Raw genomic sequence first — 14,427 nt, 5'->3', positions numbered from 1 at the left:
AACCTCGCAGGTTTTAAAAACCTGCGAGGTTTGTTTAAATTAAAACGTGCAAATTTCATCAAATTAAATGATAAAACCTGCACGTTCAAAATTTTATAAAAGAATTTAAGCTTCTTTGGGAAACGAATCGAATCTCACCGGTTCCTTTTTCTTTAAGATTGCTGAAAGGATCAAAGATAGCACACCATACAATGCAAGTGAAACACCAAAACTTGTAAATATATTTTTAAAAGTCGGCTCCAGTTTCTCCTGCATATTACCTGCTTTAGCCATCGCTTCATCAATTTGTTCGCTGGCCATTCCAAATTTCTCCATCATCGCCCTTTGCGCAGTTTCAATAGCATCTGCAGCCTTCGCCGGAAGATCAGGATCAATAAATTTCATTAATACAACGTTGTAAAGTGTAGCCGTTAATGCCAAAATTAAGGAAACAATTAAAAAAGCTTTGAAAGCTTCTCCAAAGGTCCAAAAACCACCAATTTCTTTACGAATGTTAATCCCAACTACTACCAATAAGGCGATAAATAAAACAAATATTAATATTTGCGCCATAAAGCTGGTGTAAATTAATACGGGATCGATAAAATGAAGGGTTAAAGATAAAATGACTGAAACCGCAGCCAGCATTAACCCATTTTTTAAAGCTAGCTTGGTAATAAGAGCACTCTTGTCCATTTTTTTTTGTTTTTTAGTTATTGATTGTTGTGATCAATGTATAAGATGCGGCATCGAAAGCTTTGTTACGGCTAAACTGAATTAATTCCTTTTCGGTTTCCTTACTACCTTCTACATCCAGGAAGAAAACCATAAATGGCACGAACAATTCCTGCATTTCTTCGCTGATATTTAATTTTGCAGCTGTTTTACAAATCTCTTCTACACTACTTTCGGCCAGTTGCTGGTTGCTGATCAGTTCTTCGTAAATTTCAAACTCATCCTGAAACTCATCATCTTCCACCAACAAAAATTCCTTCAGAAAATCGCCCAATTCAGGATCTAAATCTTCATCCTTGCACTCTTTAATATACAGTAAGAGATTTAAAAGTTCGGTTCCCCTATCAATGGTTTCCTCTTCAATGTTTGCCCATTCATCACTCTCCAAATAATCATCTTCGAGTTTTTGCACGTCGCTACTGAAGAAATTGACCATTAGTAAATCGAAAAATACCTCTCTCAATTCTTCAAATTTAGGATGCGAATCGAAAACCGCATCAAAAGCAGCAGCCTTATCTAAAAAGTTAACATCAAGCTCAAAAGCAGCCAGTAATGCTGTTTCAAAACCTTCAACATTCACCGCTGAAACCTCGGCATATTTATTAATGGAAGCGCTAAGCGCTTGTTTTACTCTATTATCCATGATTAAGATTTTTAGGATGATAAGATTGTATGACCTGAACAACAAAATTATAATTTCTGCTTTAGTCTTTAAGTCCTTATAACCTGTTCATTTATTAATATTTTTTTTTACTATATCTTTTGAAAGATGGTTAAAAACTTCTGCCCTCAACCTGCTAACCTTCAACCTTAATTTTCCCAGTACTGATTATTATTATACACCAGCTTCACTTTACCAGTAAGTTCGGTACCCAATAACGGACTGTTTGCTGATTTAGAATAATTGCTGGCCGAATGATACAACCATTTTTCGCCTGTATTTACTACCGTGAAATTAGCCTCTGCCCCTTCTTCAATTACCGGAACAGCTAAATTTAACAATTTCCGTGGATTAAGGGCTAATTTCTCAGCAATTAAAGCCATATCCAATCCGGCTTTTAACAACAAAGGCAATACGGTTTGCAAAGCAATAATACCATAGTGGGCAATTTCGAACTCTACATTTTTAAATTCGATTTCCTCTGGACGGTGCTGAGAAGTAATCGCATCAATGGTTCCATCTTTTAAACCAGCGATTAATGCTTTTACATCTGTTTTTCCGCGCAAGGGTGGCTTAACCTTATAATTGCTATCAAAATCGCTTAAAAGTTCTTCTGTAAACACGAGGTGATGCGCCGTTACATCGCATGAAACCTGAACACCATCTTTCTTTGCCTTACGGATCAAAGCCACCGCCCCTGCAGTTGAAATATTGCTGATGTGGATTTTGGTTTCGTTATATGAAGCCAAAAAAATATCGCGGGCAATGTGCATTTCTTCGGCCAGTGCCGGCAAACCTTTCATGCCCAGAAGTACTGAATTTTTACTTTCATTAATCTGCGATTTACCTGCGATTGATTTATTTTCGGGATAAACCATTAAGAGTGCATTAAAACCTTTTGCATACTGCAAAGCGCGGCTCATAAAACCATCATCCTGTAAGGCTTTATCGCCATCAGAGAAGGCTACAGCACCTGCCTGCTGCATATCGAACAGTTCAGCCAGTTCTTTTGCCTCCCGGTTCTGGCTAATGGCCCCAACCGGAAAAACATCAACCAGATTATTTCTGGATTTATTTATAATATACTCTACCTGGGATTTCGACTGTACAACCGGACTGGTTTGCGGTAATAAGGCCAAACCTGTAAAACCACCTGCTCTTGCGGTTTGGGTGAGCGTTTGGATATCTTCCTTCGTTTCAAAACCCGGATCGCCGGCTACGCAGTTTAAATCGAAAAAACCAGGCATTAAGAAAGCGCCCTGGGCATCAAAAATAGCTTCGTTTTTATCGGCAGTTAATTTACCTATGTTTTTAATTGTACCATTTTCTACCCTGACATCGCATTGTTGACTGTTAAATTTACTTTGCGGATCGGCAATGGTTACATTTTTAACTAGGAGATTCATATTGTTTTCTTTGTATTGTTAAAAAATCGGATGAGCAAAATTTCTGCTGCAATAAAAATCAGCGACAAAATTAGACAAAGTTTCCATAAAGTTTGCCCGATTTTATGGCCACCGGCAATTAATTTAACGGCATCTTTATCGGTATCGAATATTTTCAGTTTATTTTTATCGGCTAATTGCGCTAATTCTGTTTTGCTTAAGTAGTGCAGGTCAGATTCGGTACGGCCATTATTAAAACTATAAATAGCAAGCAACGAATCGGCAAGTTTTAGATTATAAAAACCAGTATTTTTAATCTGATCGGCAATATATATCAATGTTTTGCCATTAACCTGTCGTATTTCAGGGATGGCTTCGAAATGATCGGCCGTAATTTTTAAACTCTGGTTCTTACCTACAGAGATTTTTTTACTGGCCAGTGTATGATCATTGCCAACATAGTAGTATAGCGGTACTTCGTTACCACCACTTAGCGCTAAGCGATAAATTAATGGCACAAAAACCGGATGACGTGCCAGATTTCCATCATTGGCATCCAAGCCAGTGGCCGACAAATAAACCTGACCGTTCCCTACCCCATGTTTAGCGAAAAAAGCTTTTCTGCCCGGTAACAACATGATATCCTCTTTATTGGATCTGTTTTTCTCCACAAAAGAATAATAGCGCGAAACCGTTGGTAGATCCAGATTTTTGGGAATTTCTTCAAAAACAGTTTTGAAAATCGGGTTTTGCAGGTCAATCTGGTCAACCTTGCCCGGGGTAGTGATTAAACCCTGAATAGCTGGAAGCGATAATCCGCTTAAAAATGAATTATAAGTTTGAATATCGGCGTCTAAATCGGGAAAAATTAGTACCGTACCACCTGCGTTCAAATAAGTTTTTAGCTGTTGCGCCAATCCGGTAGAAGGATTTTTCAATCCGTTCAATACAATTAAGCCATAATTGGTAAAATTGCTATAATTTACATTACTTTCGGCATTTTCAGCTAATTGATAGTAGGAGTCGGCCGCAAATAAAGCCTTTATGTAATGACCAGCGTTAGGCCCGTTAATGCTTAAAACCGGAAAATTATGATCAACTTTAAAGCTGAATGAAAGGGTATCATCAAAAGTTACCGGAAAATCTTTAATGCTCACCACCCCTTTCTGCCAACCGGCATGAAGTCCTGAGAAATTCAGCGTATCCTTAACTGTTCTACCTGCAGGAATATTTACGGAACCCAATCCTTTTTGCTGGTTGTTAATGCTGAGTTTTAAGGGAATATTTTTTGCTTCCTCTCCTGAATAATTTTTTAGCTGTACCACCAAACGTTCATTTGCACCAGGCTGATGGTTTGGTGAAAGCGTCCAAACGCTATCTACCGCAACATTGGGCAAGGTATTGGCATTTAATTTCAAAAATGAATATTGAATATCGGCTTTGGTTCCGAGTTTTTTGACGGATGAGCTATTTTTTTGAAAATCAGAGATCAAAAAGCTGTATTTATTTTCAGTCCCGGTTAAAACATTGTCCTGCCGGTTTAAGACCTGCTGGAGATTGCGGTTTGCCGCCGAGATTTTTACCTCATCAAGTGCCTTTAAAAATGCTTCTTCATTTAATAAACGCTGATGTTTCCCTTCGAAATCGTTCGTTAACAGTTGAAAACGGTCGTTCATCCCGAAACCTTTAACCAGTTCTTTGGCCCTACGTTTGGCTTCATCAAGCAGACTGCCATCTTTATTTACGGCCTCCATACTGTAAGAATTATCGATATAAATGCTTACAATATTATTTAAAGCAGTAGTTTTTTGGTTTTGGGCCGGAATATAGGGCTGGGCAAATGCCAGCACCAAAAAGATGATTGCCAAAATCCGCGATGCAAGAATAAGCAGGTTTTTAAGTTTTTCTTTTGACGAATTTTGTTGTTCTACCTCTTTTAAAAGCTGAACATTGGAAAAATAAACCTTTTTAAATTTTCTGAAATTAAATAAATGAATGATAACCGGGATGGCGACCGATAACAGTGCAAAAAGAAAGCCCGGATAAAGGAAATTCATTAAAAACCAAAGATAGAAAAATTATGGAATTGGGGATAATATTCCTTCATAATTATTATCAATGTTAAGCTGCGTCATCTCGACTGGAGCACAGCGGAACGGACACCTAATAACTAAACCCCGGAAATTCAATATTCACAATTTTCCAGCTGCCATTGTTTAGTGCAAAATACAATTTAAAAGGTCCGCTTATAATTTTAGATTGTTTTCGAATCACATCCCGGTAACCGGCAACGCCTTCTACAAAGCCCATGCCTTTGCCACCATCGAACAATTCGAAGTTGACATCAATAATATCGTAACGTCCGCCAACATACTCATCAGATTGTCCGAAAATACCTTTTAACCGGCCAATGATCACATCTTTGCGGATAATTTTATTACCTGGAAGCATAAAAAAATCATTCAGTTCTTCGGTAATGGCCTTCGATTGTTTAAACCATGCATTTATAAATCTGATGGCACTATTTACAATATCGGCTTGATGGTTAAATGTGGAATTATTTTGCATGGTATCTTACATTAAATGAGGTGTGTCATAAATAAATCTAAATCTGTCACATTGAGCCTGTCGAAATGCTTAAGTATGTCCTTCGACAGGCTCAGGATGACAGTTTTATATCATGATACCGTCTCAAAAACTTGGCGAAGTTAACTATTCTTTAGTCTTTCTCTAATGTCGGCAAGAGAATAATCGATCAATAAGCTTCCATCTCTGAAAACTTCCTTCAATTCGCCACTGGCTTCTTCTTCCCAGGTGCATTGATCTTTCAATTCATATTCTCCTTCCGCATTTTTAAAAATCTGCAGTAAACCTTTTGCCGATTTTTTGGTACCATCATCGGTAATGGGATCCTTAAATATTTCACGACCAACACCGTCCACTTCGCCGTAAGTGGCTTTCATTGCAAAACCGAAGGTATCGCGTGTATTATACTGGTAGGTGAAAGACCCGATACCGAAAACGACATTGGTTGAAGCGAAACCTTTGGCTTTTAAACGCTCACAGATTTGCGTAGCCCGCTCAGTGGTAATACTATCGCCGTAAATGGCACCAATCTGCGGCACCAGTTCTTTAAAACCCTTATCATTAGTTTTTCCGCCAAAAACATCCCAAAGCAGTTCGATCACTCCTTTTTGTTCCTTTTCATTTTTGCCGTTCGGATTTCCGCAGATGATATCAACAGGATCACCAGAATCAGGCCTGATGACCACCTTGCCAGGTCGTACAATAATATCATCTTTCAAAACAGGCAGATATTCTGTTAACACTTTCCATAAATCCCAGGTATCAGAAACGATCGAAACTATTCCTTTTGGATAAACCTCAAGGATGAGACGTTTAAAAGTTTCGAGTTCTCCGGTATTGGTTCCCATACACATTACCGAATGTTCTGTAGCCGCTACAGAGCCACCAACCAGTTCTTTATCTGAATCAGCACGATAATATTCTTCCAAAAAGTCGATCGCCGGAATGGTATCCGTTCCCGTAAAACTCAATAAGTGGCCAGCTGCTGAAGTTACCGCAGCTTCTATTCCACCCATACCACGCATGGAAAAATCGTGACCCTGCCAATCTACAAATTCTGGAACAGATGAAGTTTCTGCTGCATATTGATCTAAAATGCTACGGTATTGTTTGGCAATAGTGGCAGAATTGCATGGCAACCAAACCACAGCCGACAGTAAAGTTTCAAAATAGTTGGTCAGCCAGAAAAATTCGGGTTTGGTATTGTACATGGTAAACATGGGTACCCGCAAAGGCACTTCGGCGCCTTCTGGAAGTGATTTAAAAACCATGGGGATATAACCCAGATCGTGCAAATCGGCAATGTGTTGTGTGCCTACCAGGTTTTCGCCCAGGTAATTATTGATCCTTCGGGCATATTTCCTTAAAATCTCCTCTTTTGGCTGTTTGAAAAAATTCTGGTTAAAATCTTCAATGATGTATTTTTTGATAAAATATTGTAAACCAAAAAGCACGACATGATTTACATTTTCGAGTCTGCTTTTTCTAGGTGTCCAATTCGAATAAACCAATGTGGTATTTTCGGGGTACTGTCTGCGGTGGTCAACTTTATAACCGTCTGTTAATAATAATGGATTCATAGGTTCTATCTATTAAAAATCGTAAACTGTTGTCGTAATATCTTTTTTTGAAATCGTTTCTATTATAAGTGGTTCAATTACTTCCCATTTTCCGCCAGCCAAACCGCAGCCTATTCTCGGCATGTGTATGGAGGCACTAATATCGATTGCAAAATCTGCAACCTTTTTTAAGCCTTCTTCAATGGCATCATATCTTATCGGAGCATTACCGTTTTCATCTTTATTGATTTTATGCTGCCCAATTAAATTAGCTATCCATATATCTTGTTCTACCTGTACGAATTGTACCTCGCCAAGGTTAAAATTGTCTTTTGATTGATACCAGCTTCTGTATTTACTTTCGGGAACTTTCCATCTCTTAGAAATAGCCAATACAAAACCTTTTCCCCATCTGCCAATATCATTACATATGTGAACGATTATTTTATTTCCTTTATTCGTCGGATTAGTGGCGTCACCATTTTTATATTCAATTTCTATCATATTTAATTTCTTCCTTTTTCGTTTGGATACAAGCTTTGTAAGGTATCACTTTGCCAAAATTGTTTAGTTTCAACATCCAAACAGCTTAATTTCCCGGTAAATGCAGCACCTGTATCGATATTCCAGACATTACAGCCCTGCATGGGCAAATCTGTGTTATAATAAAGCGTTGGCGTATGGCCAATATAGATTTCATGATATAACAATAAACGTTTCGGATAAATTGCAGCATCTTTTTTAATCCGGTTATCCATGGTCAGGGCCATTTCCCAAAGCGTGCGGTCCCATGAATAATTGGAAGAATAACGTTCTTTTTCTGGTCCGTGCATGGAAGAAAAACCGGCGTGTATAAAAAGATTGTTCTGCCCGTCCACATCATAATCTTTCATTCGTTTAAAGAAATTTAAGTGTTCTTTCTTTGCCTCATCAGATAAATTTTGATAACTCTCCATGGTTGATTTACCTCCATGTACAAACCAAACGTCATTTACAATACCTTTTTCGAGCCAATCTATACACCAGGCATCATGATTGCCTTTAATAAAGACGCATTGATGACTTTCATCCAGGCGCATGAGGTAATCAATTACCTGTGCCGATTCACTCCAGCCATCAACATAATCTCCAAGAAAGATGAGCTTATCTTCAGTAGAAACGTCTGCACGTTCGAATAACTGGATCAGGCCTTTTAATCCGCCATGAATATCGCCTATTACCAATGTTCTGCTCATATTAAAATGTTATAAACTCAGCAGGCACAACAGCTGTAAGCCATACATTGTTGGCCGATAAATAAAATTTAAATCCAGCTTTGTGCATCGCTTCGCTATTAATGACGAGGATAACCGGTTTCCCTCTTCTACCGCCCACTTTATTAGCAGTTTCTTTATCGGTACTTAAATGCACGTGCTGTCTGCTCATTTTTTGCAATCCCTGCGCTTTAATATCAGGCAGGAATTTCTCAATTGTGCCATGATACAGGTATGCTGGCGGTTCTGCCTCATCAAGGTTTAGTTCTATTGAAATGGAATGTCCTTGACTCGCCCTTATTTTGGTTTTATCTGCGTTAAATGCAAATCTTTTTTTGTCATTATTTTCAACCACATATTCTAGCAGTTCCAAATCTAATTTTAGCTCATAAAGATCGAATTTGGCAATCAGCTCGTTCACATCTGCCCAACCATTTTCGTCAAGCCTTAGCTTTATGGTTTCCGGCGAATGCCTCAAAATATAACTGAGCAACTTACTGATGCCTTTTGTTATTTTACTGTCCATAATGTTAATTTTACTAGATACCTAATTTTTGCAGGTATAAGTTGTAATTCTCGTCGTCGAAACAAACGAAGATTACTTTTTCTATCTTTTCTTTATCTGCGAAATGATTTACCGTTGTAATGGCAATATCCGCTGCTTTGTGTTTAGGAAAATGATAAATCCCGGTGCTGATGTTTGGGAAAGCAATAACCTTTACCTCATTTTCTACTGCAAGCATCAAACTATTGTGATAACATGCCGCAAGCAGGTTCTCATTTTTCTCACTTTCACCATTCCAAACCGGCCCAACGGTATGAATCACATATTTTGCAGGTAAATTACCAGCTGTAGTAATTACCGCATTTCCGGTTTTGCATTGTCCCTGTTTATTCCTGATGGCTACACAAGCATCTAAAATTGCTTTTCCACCCTTTCTGTGGATGGCACCATCAACTCCACCACCACCTAATAACGAACTATTCGCCGCATTAACGATGGCATCTGCTTTAATGGTTGTTATATCGGCTTTGATTAGTTCTAAAATCATTTTTTTGAATTTTATTTATAGATTATTTCAATGCAAACGTCATGCTGAATTTATTTTACAAGTAGCACTAGTATTTTCAATTGCCTTGTAGCTACTACGTGGTCAGCATCTTTTCTGTAAATAGCGGGTTGTATCATAAATCATAATTTGCTTTAAATTTGTCAAGTTGAGCCTGTAGAAACGCCTTTAAAGCACTTAAACAAAGGTCCTTCGACAAGTTCAGGATGACAATTCCGTATTTATGATACAGCCCCGACGACTCTAGATATTTAAAGATCTTTTTTGATATCTCATCCCTTAATCCATCAATGCGGAATTCATTTCTTCACAGAGATCATCAATTTCTGTTTTCTTTACAATTGAATTGACCCAATTTTCAGGAATAGATTCGAAGCCGTAGATTAAACCGGCCAAACCACCGGTAATTGCGGCTGTTGTATCTGTATCGTCACCTAGGTTAACCGCTTTCAGCACAGCATCCTCGTAAGTTCCGGTAGTGAGAATGCACCATAAGCTCGCTTCCAGGCTATGCAGCACATAACCGGAAGAATAAATATCATTTTCCCTGACAGTTGAAATATCACCTACCAAAACCCTTTTGAATAAATCAATTTCCTTTTGTTCAAAATCTTGATCTGTGATAAAATCTTTAAGCTTCAACTGCATATTAACATAAGCTTCTTTTTTATCAGTCCCTTTTAACAGCTCTAAACCGTAAACGATGTAAATCAAGCAGGCGAAAATTGAACGGAAATGTGCATGAGTGATAGATGAAACTTCTTTTACGCATTTAAAAATGACCTTCAGGTCCTTTTCATCCCGCAGGTAAAACAACAAAGGCAAAATCCTCATTAATGATCCATTTCCGTTGTCCATTTCTGATGCCCCGCCACATAAAACGGGATCTGGTCCATGTTTTATCATCTTGATAGCCTCACTTGTAGCAATTCCGATATCGAAAACTTCTCCGTGAGGTGTCCAAATTTCAGCATTAAACCATTGGAGAAATTTTTGTGAGATATCGTCCAGGTTATAACCACCGCACAGACTTTGAGCAAGGCAAAGCGCAAGCGAGCTATCATCACTCCATGTGCCTGCTGGCTGATGATGCGTACCGTAGCCCATCATACCTATAACTGGGTTTAGTTTTAAATATGCCCTAGGTTTAAATTCCACCGGCACACCTAAAGCATCTCCAACTACCAGTCCGAACATTGCGCTATGGATAATCCTGTTTTTCATCTCTTTCGATTTTATTTACTTTCTACCAAATCTTTAAGCTTTGCCACTACAGCAGTACTAAGTTTATCGAAGGTATCGTACTGATCGATTCCTTTCCGCTTACAAACAATATCAATATTACCCTTTCTCCAAAACCCTTCCTCACAGCAAACCATCAGCTTTCCTGAATCGGCAAATAAGCCCAACTCCATCATCGAAATGGGTGATTTGGAATTTGCTTCCAGGAATAACAAAATCACATCAGCACTTTCCATCGCATCCAGTTCCCAGTTTACCTGCTCGCTGAACCACATATTTTTAATCGACTGTGTCCGGTTATGATCCCAGACTTTTCTTCGTGGATTGAAAACGACTACATCATCTAACACTTCTTCTTCATTTGCCTGATCGATAAATTTTTGTTGCCAATCAACCGAATGACCCATATCGATGGTTCCGGCCAAAAATACCGATACATCATTTGGTAAAATAATCTCTGGAGGAAGTACCGTTCTCATATTATTTTATAATATGTTCATCAATTTTATCTGCGTTACACCGGCATGATCAACTTCTTTGATCGAATCTGTAGTAAAAATCTGCTCAAAATATTGATCGAACACCTCAAAACCTTTGCTGAATATGCCATGACTGATCGCCAGATATAATTTTCCTGCATTTTTATCCTTTAATGCTTCGGCCAAACCGATAAAGGTTCCACCACCATCGCAGATATCATCTACAATTAAACAATCAGCACCAGCCAGATCATCGCTATACACTTTAAATCCTGAAAGTTTCCCTGTTTTTACATCACGGCTTTTGGAGCACTCTACTACTTCAGTACCTCCTAAAAACTCAGAAACCTTATAAATTTTCTTCAAAGCCCCACCATCAGGAGAAATGAGCTTCACCTCATTTCCTATTTTTGCGATCACCTGTTTTATAAATTCATGATTAGAAATGGTCACACAGTTATTGAGCAATGCCGGGGTTACTTCACTATGCGGATCGAAAATGGTAACACTTGCCAAAGCCATTGCATTAATCATATCAGCATAGACTTTTGCCGATAAGGGCTCGCCCGGAATCATCACCCGATCTTGCCTTGCTGCCGGAAAATATGGAATAAAAAGATTGATTTCCTTCACGCCCATTCTTTTCAAAGCATCAACGGCCATGCAGATCATGCCTAAATCATTAAATGAATTTATCCGGTGTGTAATGGTAACCGGAAGGCCGACATCAAAATGATCTGAAATTTTAATGTGTGGTTCGCCACCTGCAAATAAGAAAGATTTGTATTCGATTAAGTTATTTTCGCCTAGCGGAGTAAAACTTGGATGTAGATTCAACATATATTTGCGTATTATTTACACAAATATAGAAATCGATTTTAAAACACAAAAGATAATTTGTGTTTATTTTACGCAAACCTAATGTCAAACTGAAAATTTTCCTTTAAAAGCTGGTTGTATTTAGCTTTGTCAAAGGTAAAAAGTTTGCCTGGACGCCCACTGGAGCCTATTTTAATAACTTTATCCGTTTCAGTAACAATTCCAAAACTTAATATCTTTTTTCTAAAATTTCTCCTGTCAATATCACGCTCCAAAATGGAACAATATAAATTTTCCAGATCAGAAAAGAGAAATTCCTGGCCGAGAAGATCAAAACCGATCGGCTGGTAAGTAAGTTTGCTTTTTAAACGCTGATGTGCGAGGCTAACCATTTCATTGTGATCGTAGCCTAATCGTGGAATTTCATCAACAGGAAACCATTTGGCATCTTTTGCATCGGTGTCGGCTTTTAAAACAAAATTTTTAGGATTTACCAGGGCAAAATAGGCCACAGAAATTACCCTGAAACGTTCATCGCGTTCAATGTCATCCCCAAAAGTTGCCAATTGCTCCAGGTAATTCACGGTTATGCCAGCTTCTTCTTTAAGCTCACGTTCTACTGCGGTGATTAAAGGTTCATCATCCAAAATAAAACCACCGGGCAACACCCAACGATCAGCCAGTTTACCAAAACGCTGCTGAACGGCCAGTACATAAAGTGTTCCTTTTTCGTAGCCAAAAACAATGGCATCAACGGCAATTTTAATATTTTGATCGATCATTCCCCGATTTGTGTAAAAACAACACAAAGTTAATTCTTTTAACAAGAAAGACCGAATGCCACAACTTAATTTCTTATCTAAACTTCTTCATCGCAGCCCAAAGTTTCTCATCCATGCCGTACACATCCGGTCGATATTCAATCTGATCATTTTGCGACCAGGCTGTAAGGTATGTGATAATTAACGGAACAGCTTTTTTCGGTCCGAACCAGGTTGGTTTTAACTGGAAAGCTTTCGTAGTATCTGCCTTTTGGGCCATGCGTTTTTTATACCATTTTACATGTGTACTATCTATCGGAGGCAAATCAACTTCCGCTCTTAATTTGTCATAAGTGTAAGAATCTTTTACCAAAAGTCTGGCAAATTCAAGCGGTTTTTCAATCCGCACACAACCATGACTAATGGCCCGGTTGGTTAGGTTAAATCCATTCTTGTTATTGGTATCGTGCAGGTAAATACTCGAGCTATTATCGAAGATAAATTTGAACTTTCCTAAGGCATTTCCACCACCAGATCCCTGCTTAAATTTGAATGGTAATTTATCCCTCGAATACTTATTCCAATTGATGGTATCAGGCTCACCGATCAGCTTATCTTTATAGTATACTTTGATGTTACTGTTCGATAAATAAAAGGGGTCTTTTCTGGCCATCCAATAGATCTCGCTCTGGGCAATACTTACCGGAATATTCCATACCGGATTGGCCTGAATAGAGTTGATTTTACTGAACAATAAAGGTGTTTCATGGTTCTTTGGTTTATCATCCAAATTACCCGATTTTGCAAAGGCCTTAAGCTTCTCTTCGTAACCATTTTCACGCCTCCCGCCAACGCAAACTTTCATGGTAATCACGGTATCTTTTTTATCGAACCAGGTCAACCTGAAATCAGGAATATTTACCTGTACATAATTGTCTCCGGTCTCTGGCATTTTCCAACGAAGACGCTCCATATTCAATAGTAAAATCCGCTTTTCACTTTCCGAATCTGTATTTAAATAAGCAGCTTGTAAAGCCTTGTATTGAACAGACTTTGGCTGAACGGATCTTAGGGTATCTGAAAGACTTTTGCCATTTAAAAGATTAATCATCCCCAAACTATCCGGACGTTTAACTTTAATGTAATAACGCGAAAAGACTGCACGTGGATTTACCACCCCATACCTGAGGTAATTATTGTAATTTAGGTAAGCATTTGCAGATAACAGCTCTAATTTGGCTATTACAGGATAACTTTCCGCCACTTTCTTAAATTTGTTGGACCTTAACATGGCCAACAAGCTTTTAATTTCATCGCCCTTAAAAATCTTTGGATTAAAACCATGCGCCTGGCTTTGATCTAAATAACTCACTAGCGTATCCAATTGGCCATTGATAAAGAATTGCGTAACCAATTTAGGTTGGGTATTATTATTCTTATAAAACGCTTTTATGGTTTTAGGATTAACAAATTTACCGGAAAGACTGTCCATTGTTTTCACAAAAACACTATCATAGGCTACAGTATCAAAATCTTTATAGATTTTATTTTTGAAATGCTCAGAGAGCACTTTGCCAATTTCGGGTGGGCTTTTAAACCATCCACAGGCAGATATAAATAAAATAAATGGAAGAATAAGAAAATGAAACTTTTTCAAAAGCGTAGAATTTTAATATAAATACTGGTTAATGACAATAAAAACAGCATAATGGCAAATTAAGTGCCATTATTTTTTGTTTTCCCAAATCAAACACTATATTTGCCAGCGCTTATCAGCTAAAGTATTGATACTGGCAGAAATAATTTATGAATTTAACTTTGAACCATCACTTACATTTACACCATCGCCGATAGGCGATATGATATGTTTGTTTTGTACTTCAAAACTTTTTTCCGTA

At 38.1% G+C, this 14,427-nt stretch carries 15 protein-coding genes; all 15 read right to left on the bottom strand.

All coding sequences use genetic code 11. The features are described 5' to 3' along the window. Positions 1–105 precede the first annotated feature (105 nt). The 15 genes from ABEG20_RS03275 to ABEG20_RS03205 all read right to left on the bottom strand — a co-directional run bounded on the left by ABEG20_RS03275 (position 106) and on the right by ABEG20_RS03205 (position 14,186). Positions 106–675 carry a DUF4199 domain-containing protein gene (locus tag ABEG20_RS03275; protein WP_406825965.1) on the bottom strand — a complete coding sequence of 190 codons (570 nt, stop codon included), beginning with the start codon at positions 673–675 and terminating at the stop codon, positions 106–108. 13 nt (positions 676–688) lie between these two features. After that, on the bottom strand, positions 689–1,357 hold the full coding sequence (locus tag ABEG20_RS03270) for a hypothetical protein (protein ID WP_406825964.1): 669 nt from the start codon (positions 1,355–1,357) through the stop codon (positions 689–691). A 167-nt stretch (positions 1,358–1,524) separates the two neighbouring features. After that, a complete protein-coding gene (locus ABEG20_RS03265; protein WP_406825963.1) occupies positions 1,525–2,781 on the bottom strand; it encodes a dihydroorotase in 1,257 nt (418 codons plus the stop codon). Beyond that, a complete protein-coding gene (locus ABEG20_RS03260; RefSeq protein WP_406825962.1) occupies positions 2,778–4,817 on the bottom strand; it encodes a BatA domain-containing protein in 2,040 nt (679 codons plus the stop codon). The genes ABEG20_RS03265 and ABEG20_RS03260 overlap by 4 nt, the downstream gene beginning before the upstream one ends. A 106-nt stretch (positions 4,818–4,923) precedes the next feature. Then, the gene (locus tag ABEG20_RS03255; RefSeq protein WP_406825961.1) at positions 4,924–5,328 is read right to left on the bottom strand and encodes a hypothetical protein; all 405 of its coding nucleotides are present in this window, start codon (positions 5,326–5,328) and stop codon (positions 4,924–4,926) included. Between the two features lie 140 nt (positions 5,329–5,468). Beyond that, a complete protein-coding gene (locus ABEG20_RS03250; RefSeq protein WP_406825960.1) occupies positions 5,469–6,926 on the bottom strand; it encodes a nicotinate phosphoribosyltransferase in 1,458 nt (485 codons plus the stop codon). A gap of 12 nt (positions 6,927–6,938) precedes the next feature. Further along, positions 6,939–7,409, bottom strand: a complete 471-nt coding sequence (locus ABEG20_RS03245) for a macro domain-containing protein (RefSeq protein ID WP_406825959.1) — start codon at positions 7,407–7,409, stop codon at positions 6,939–6,941. A 2-nt stretch (positions 7,410–7,411) separates the two neighbouring features. Further along, the gene (locus ABEG20_RS03240; protein WP_406825958.1) at positions 7,412–8,140 is read right to left on the bottom strand and encodes a metallophosphoesterase family protein; all 729 of its coding nucleotides are present in this window, start codon (positions 8,138–8,140) and stop codon (positions 7,412–7,414) included. Position 8,141: 1 nt separating this feature from the next. Beyond that, on the bottom strand, positions 8,142–8,684 hold the full coding sequence (locus tag ABEG20_RS03235; RefSeq protein WP_406825957.1) for an RNA 2'-phosphotransferase: 543 nt from the start codon (positions 8,682–8,684) through the stop codon (positions 8,142–8,144). Positions 8,685–8,697: 13 nt separating this feature from the next. Continuing rightward, a complete protein-coding gene (locus ABEG20_RS03230; RefSeq protein ID WP_406825956.1) occupies positions 8,698–9,210 on the bottom strand; it encodes an O-acetyl-ADP-ribose deacetylase in 513 nt (170 codons plus the stop codon). Positions 9,211–9,507: 297 nt separating this feature from the next. Next, positions 9,508–10,452 (bottom strand): ADP-ribosylglycohydrolase family protein, encoded by a 945-nt coding sequence (locus ABEG20_RS03225; RefSeq protein WP_406825955.1) that lies wholly within the window; start codon positions 10,450–10,452, stop codon positions 9,508–9,510. Positions 10,453–10,463: 11 nt separating this feature from the next. Continuing rightward, complete coding sequence (locus tag ABEG20_RS03220) at positions 10,464–10,949, bottom strand: nucleoside 2-deoxyribosyltransferase domain-containing protein (RefSeq protein ID WP_406825954.1); 486 nt, start codon at positions 10,947–10,949, stop codon at positions 10,464–10,466. A 6-nt stretch (positions 10,950–10,955) separates the two neighbouring features. Continuing rightward, positions 10,956–11,789: a ribose-phosphate diphosphokinase gene (prs, locus tag ABEG20_RS03215; protein ID WP_406825953.1), complete on the bottom strand. Its 834-nt coding sequence runs from the start codon at positions 11,787–11,789 to the stop codon at positions 10,956–10,958. A 68-nt stretch (positions 11,790–11,857) separates the two neighbouring features. After that, positions 11,858–12,550 (bottom strand): NUDIX hydrolase, encoded by a 693-nt coding sequence (locus ABEG20_RS03210; protein ID WP_406825952.1) that lies wholly within the window; start codon positions 12,548–12,550, stop codon positions 11,858–11,860. A 73-nt stretch (positions 12,551–12,623) separates the two neighbouring features. After that, the gene (locus tag ABEG20_RS03205) at positions 12,624–14,186 is read right to left on the bottom strand and encodes a L,D-transpeptidase family protein (RefSeq protein WP_406825951.1); all 1,563 of its coding nucleotides are present in this window, start codon (positions 14,184–14,186) and stop codon (positions 12,624–12,626) included. Positions 14,187–14,427 lie beyond the last annotated feature (241 nt).

The organism is Pedobacter sp. KACC 23697 (assembly GCF_045348445.1).
Classification (GTDB): Bacteria; Bacteroidota; Bacteroidia; order Sphingobacteriales; family Sphingobacteriaceae; genus Pedobacter.
This window is presented reverse-complemented; position numbering and strand designations above follow the sequence as displayed.

Bases quoted from the DNA above. Each gene is read 5' to 3' on its own strand.
- ABEG20_RS03275 (WP_406825965.1), bottom strand. From the start codon at position 675: ATGGACAAGAGTGCTCTTATTACCAAGCTAGCTTTAAAAAATGGGTTA.
- ABEG20_RS03270 (WP_406825964.1), bottom strand. From the start codon at position 1,357: ATGGATAATAGAGTAAAACAAGCGCTTAGCGCTTCCATTAATAAATAT.
- ABEG20_RS03265 (WP_406825963.1), bottom strand. From the start codon at position 2,781: ATGAATCTCCTAGTTAAAAATGTAACCATTGCCGATCCGCAAAGTAAA.
- ABEG20_RS03260 (WP_406825962.1), bottom strand. From the start codon at position 4,817: ATGAATTTCCTTTATCCGGGCTTTCTTTTTGCACTGTTATCGGTCGCC.
- ABEG20_RS03255 (WP_406825961.1), bottom strand. From the start codon at position 5,328: ATGCAAAATAATTCCACATTTAACCATCAAGCCGATATTGTAAATAGT.
- ABEG20_RS03250 (WP_406825960.1), bottom strand. From the start codon at position 6,926: ATGAATCCATTATTATTAACAGACGGTTATAAAGTTGACCACCGCAGA.
- ABEG20_RS03245 (WP_406825959.1), bottom strand. From the start codon at position 7,409: ATGATAGAAATTGAATATAAAAATGGTGACGCCACTAATCCGACGAAT.
- ABEG20_RS03240 (WP_406825958.1), bottom strand. From the start codon at position 8,140: ATGAGCAGAACATTGGTAATAGGCGATATTCATGGCGGATTAAAAGGC.
- ABEG20_RS03235 (WP_406825957.1), bottom strand. From the start codon at position 8,684: ATGGACAGTAAAATAACAAAAGGCATCAGTAAGTTGCTCAGTTATATT.
- ABEG20_RS03230 (WP_406825956.1), bottom strand. From the start codon at position 9,210: ATGATTTTAGAACTAATCAAAGCCGATATAACAACCATTAAAGCAGAT.
- ABEG20_RS03225 (WP_406825955.1), bottom strand. From the start codon at position 10,452: ATGAAAAACAGGATTATCCATAGCGCAATGTTCGGACTGGTAGTTGGA.
- ABEG20_RS03220 (WP_406825954.1), bottom strand. From the start codon at position 10,949: ATGAGAACGGTACTTCCTCCAGAGATTATTTTACCAAATGATGTATCG.
- prs (WP_406825953.1), bottom strand. From the start codon at position 11,789: ATGTTGAATCTACATCCAAGTTTTACTCCGCTAGGCGAAAATAACTTA.
- ABEG20_RS03210 (WP_406825952.1), bottom strand. From the start codon at position 12,550: ATGATCGATCAAAATATTAAAATTGCCGTTGATGCCATTGTTTTTGGC.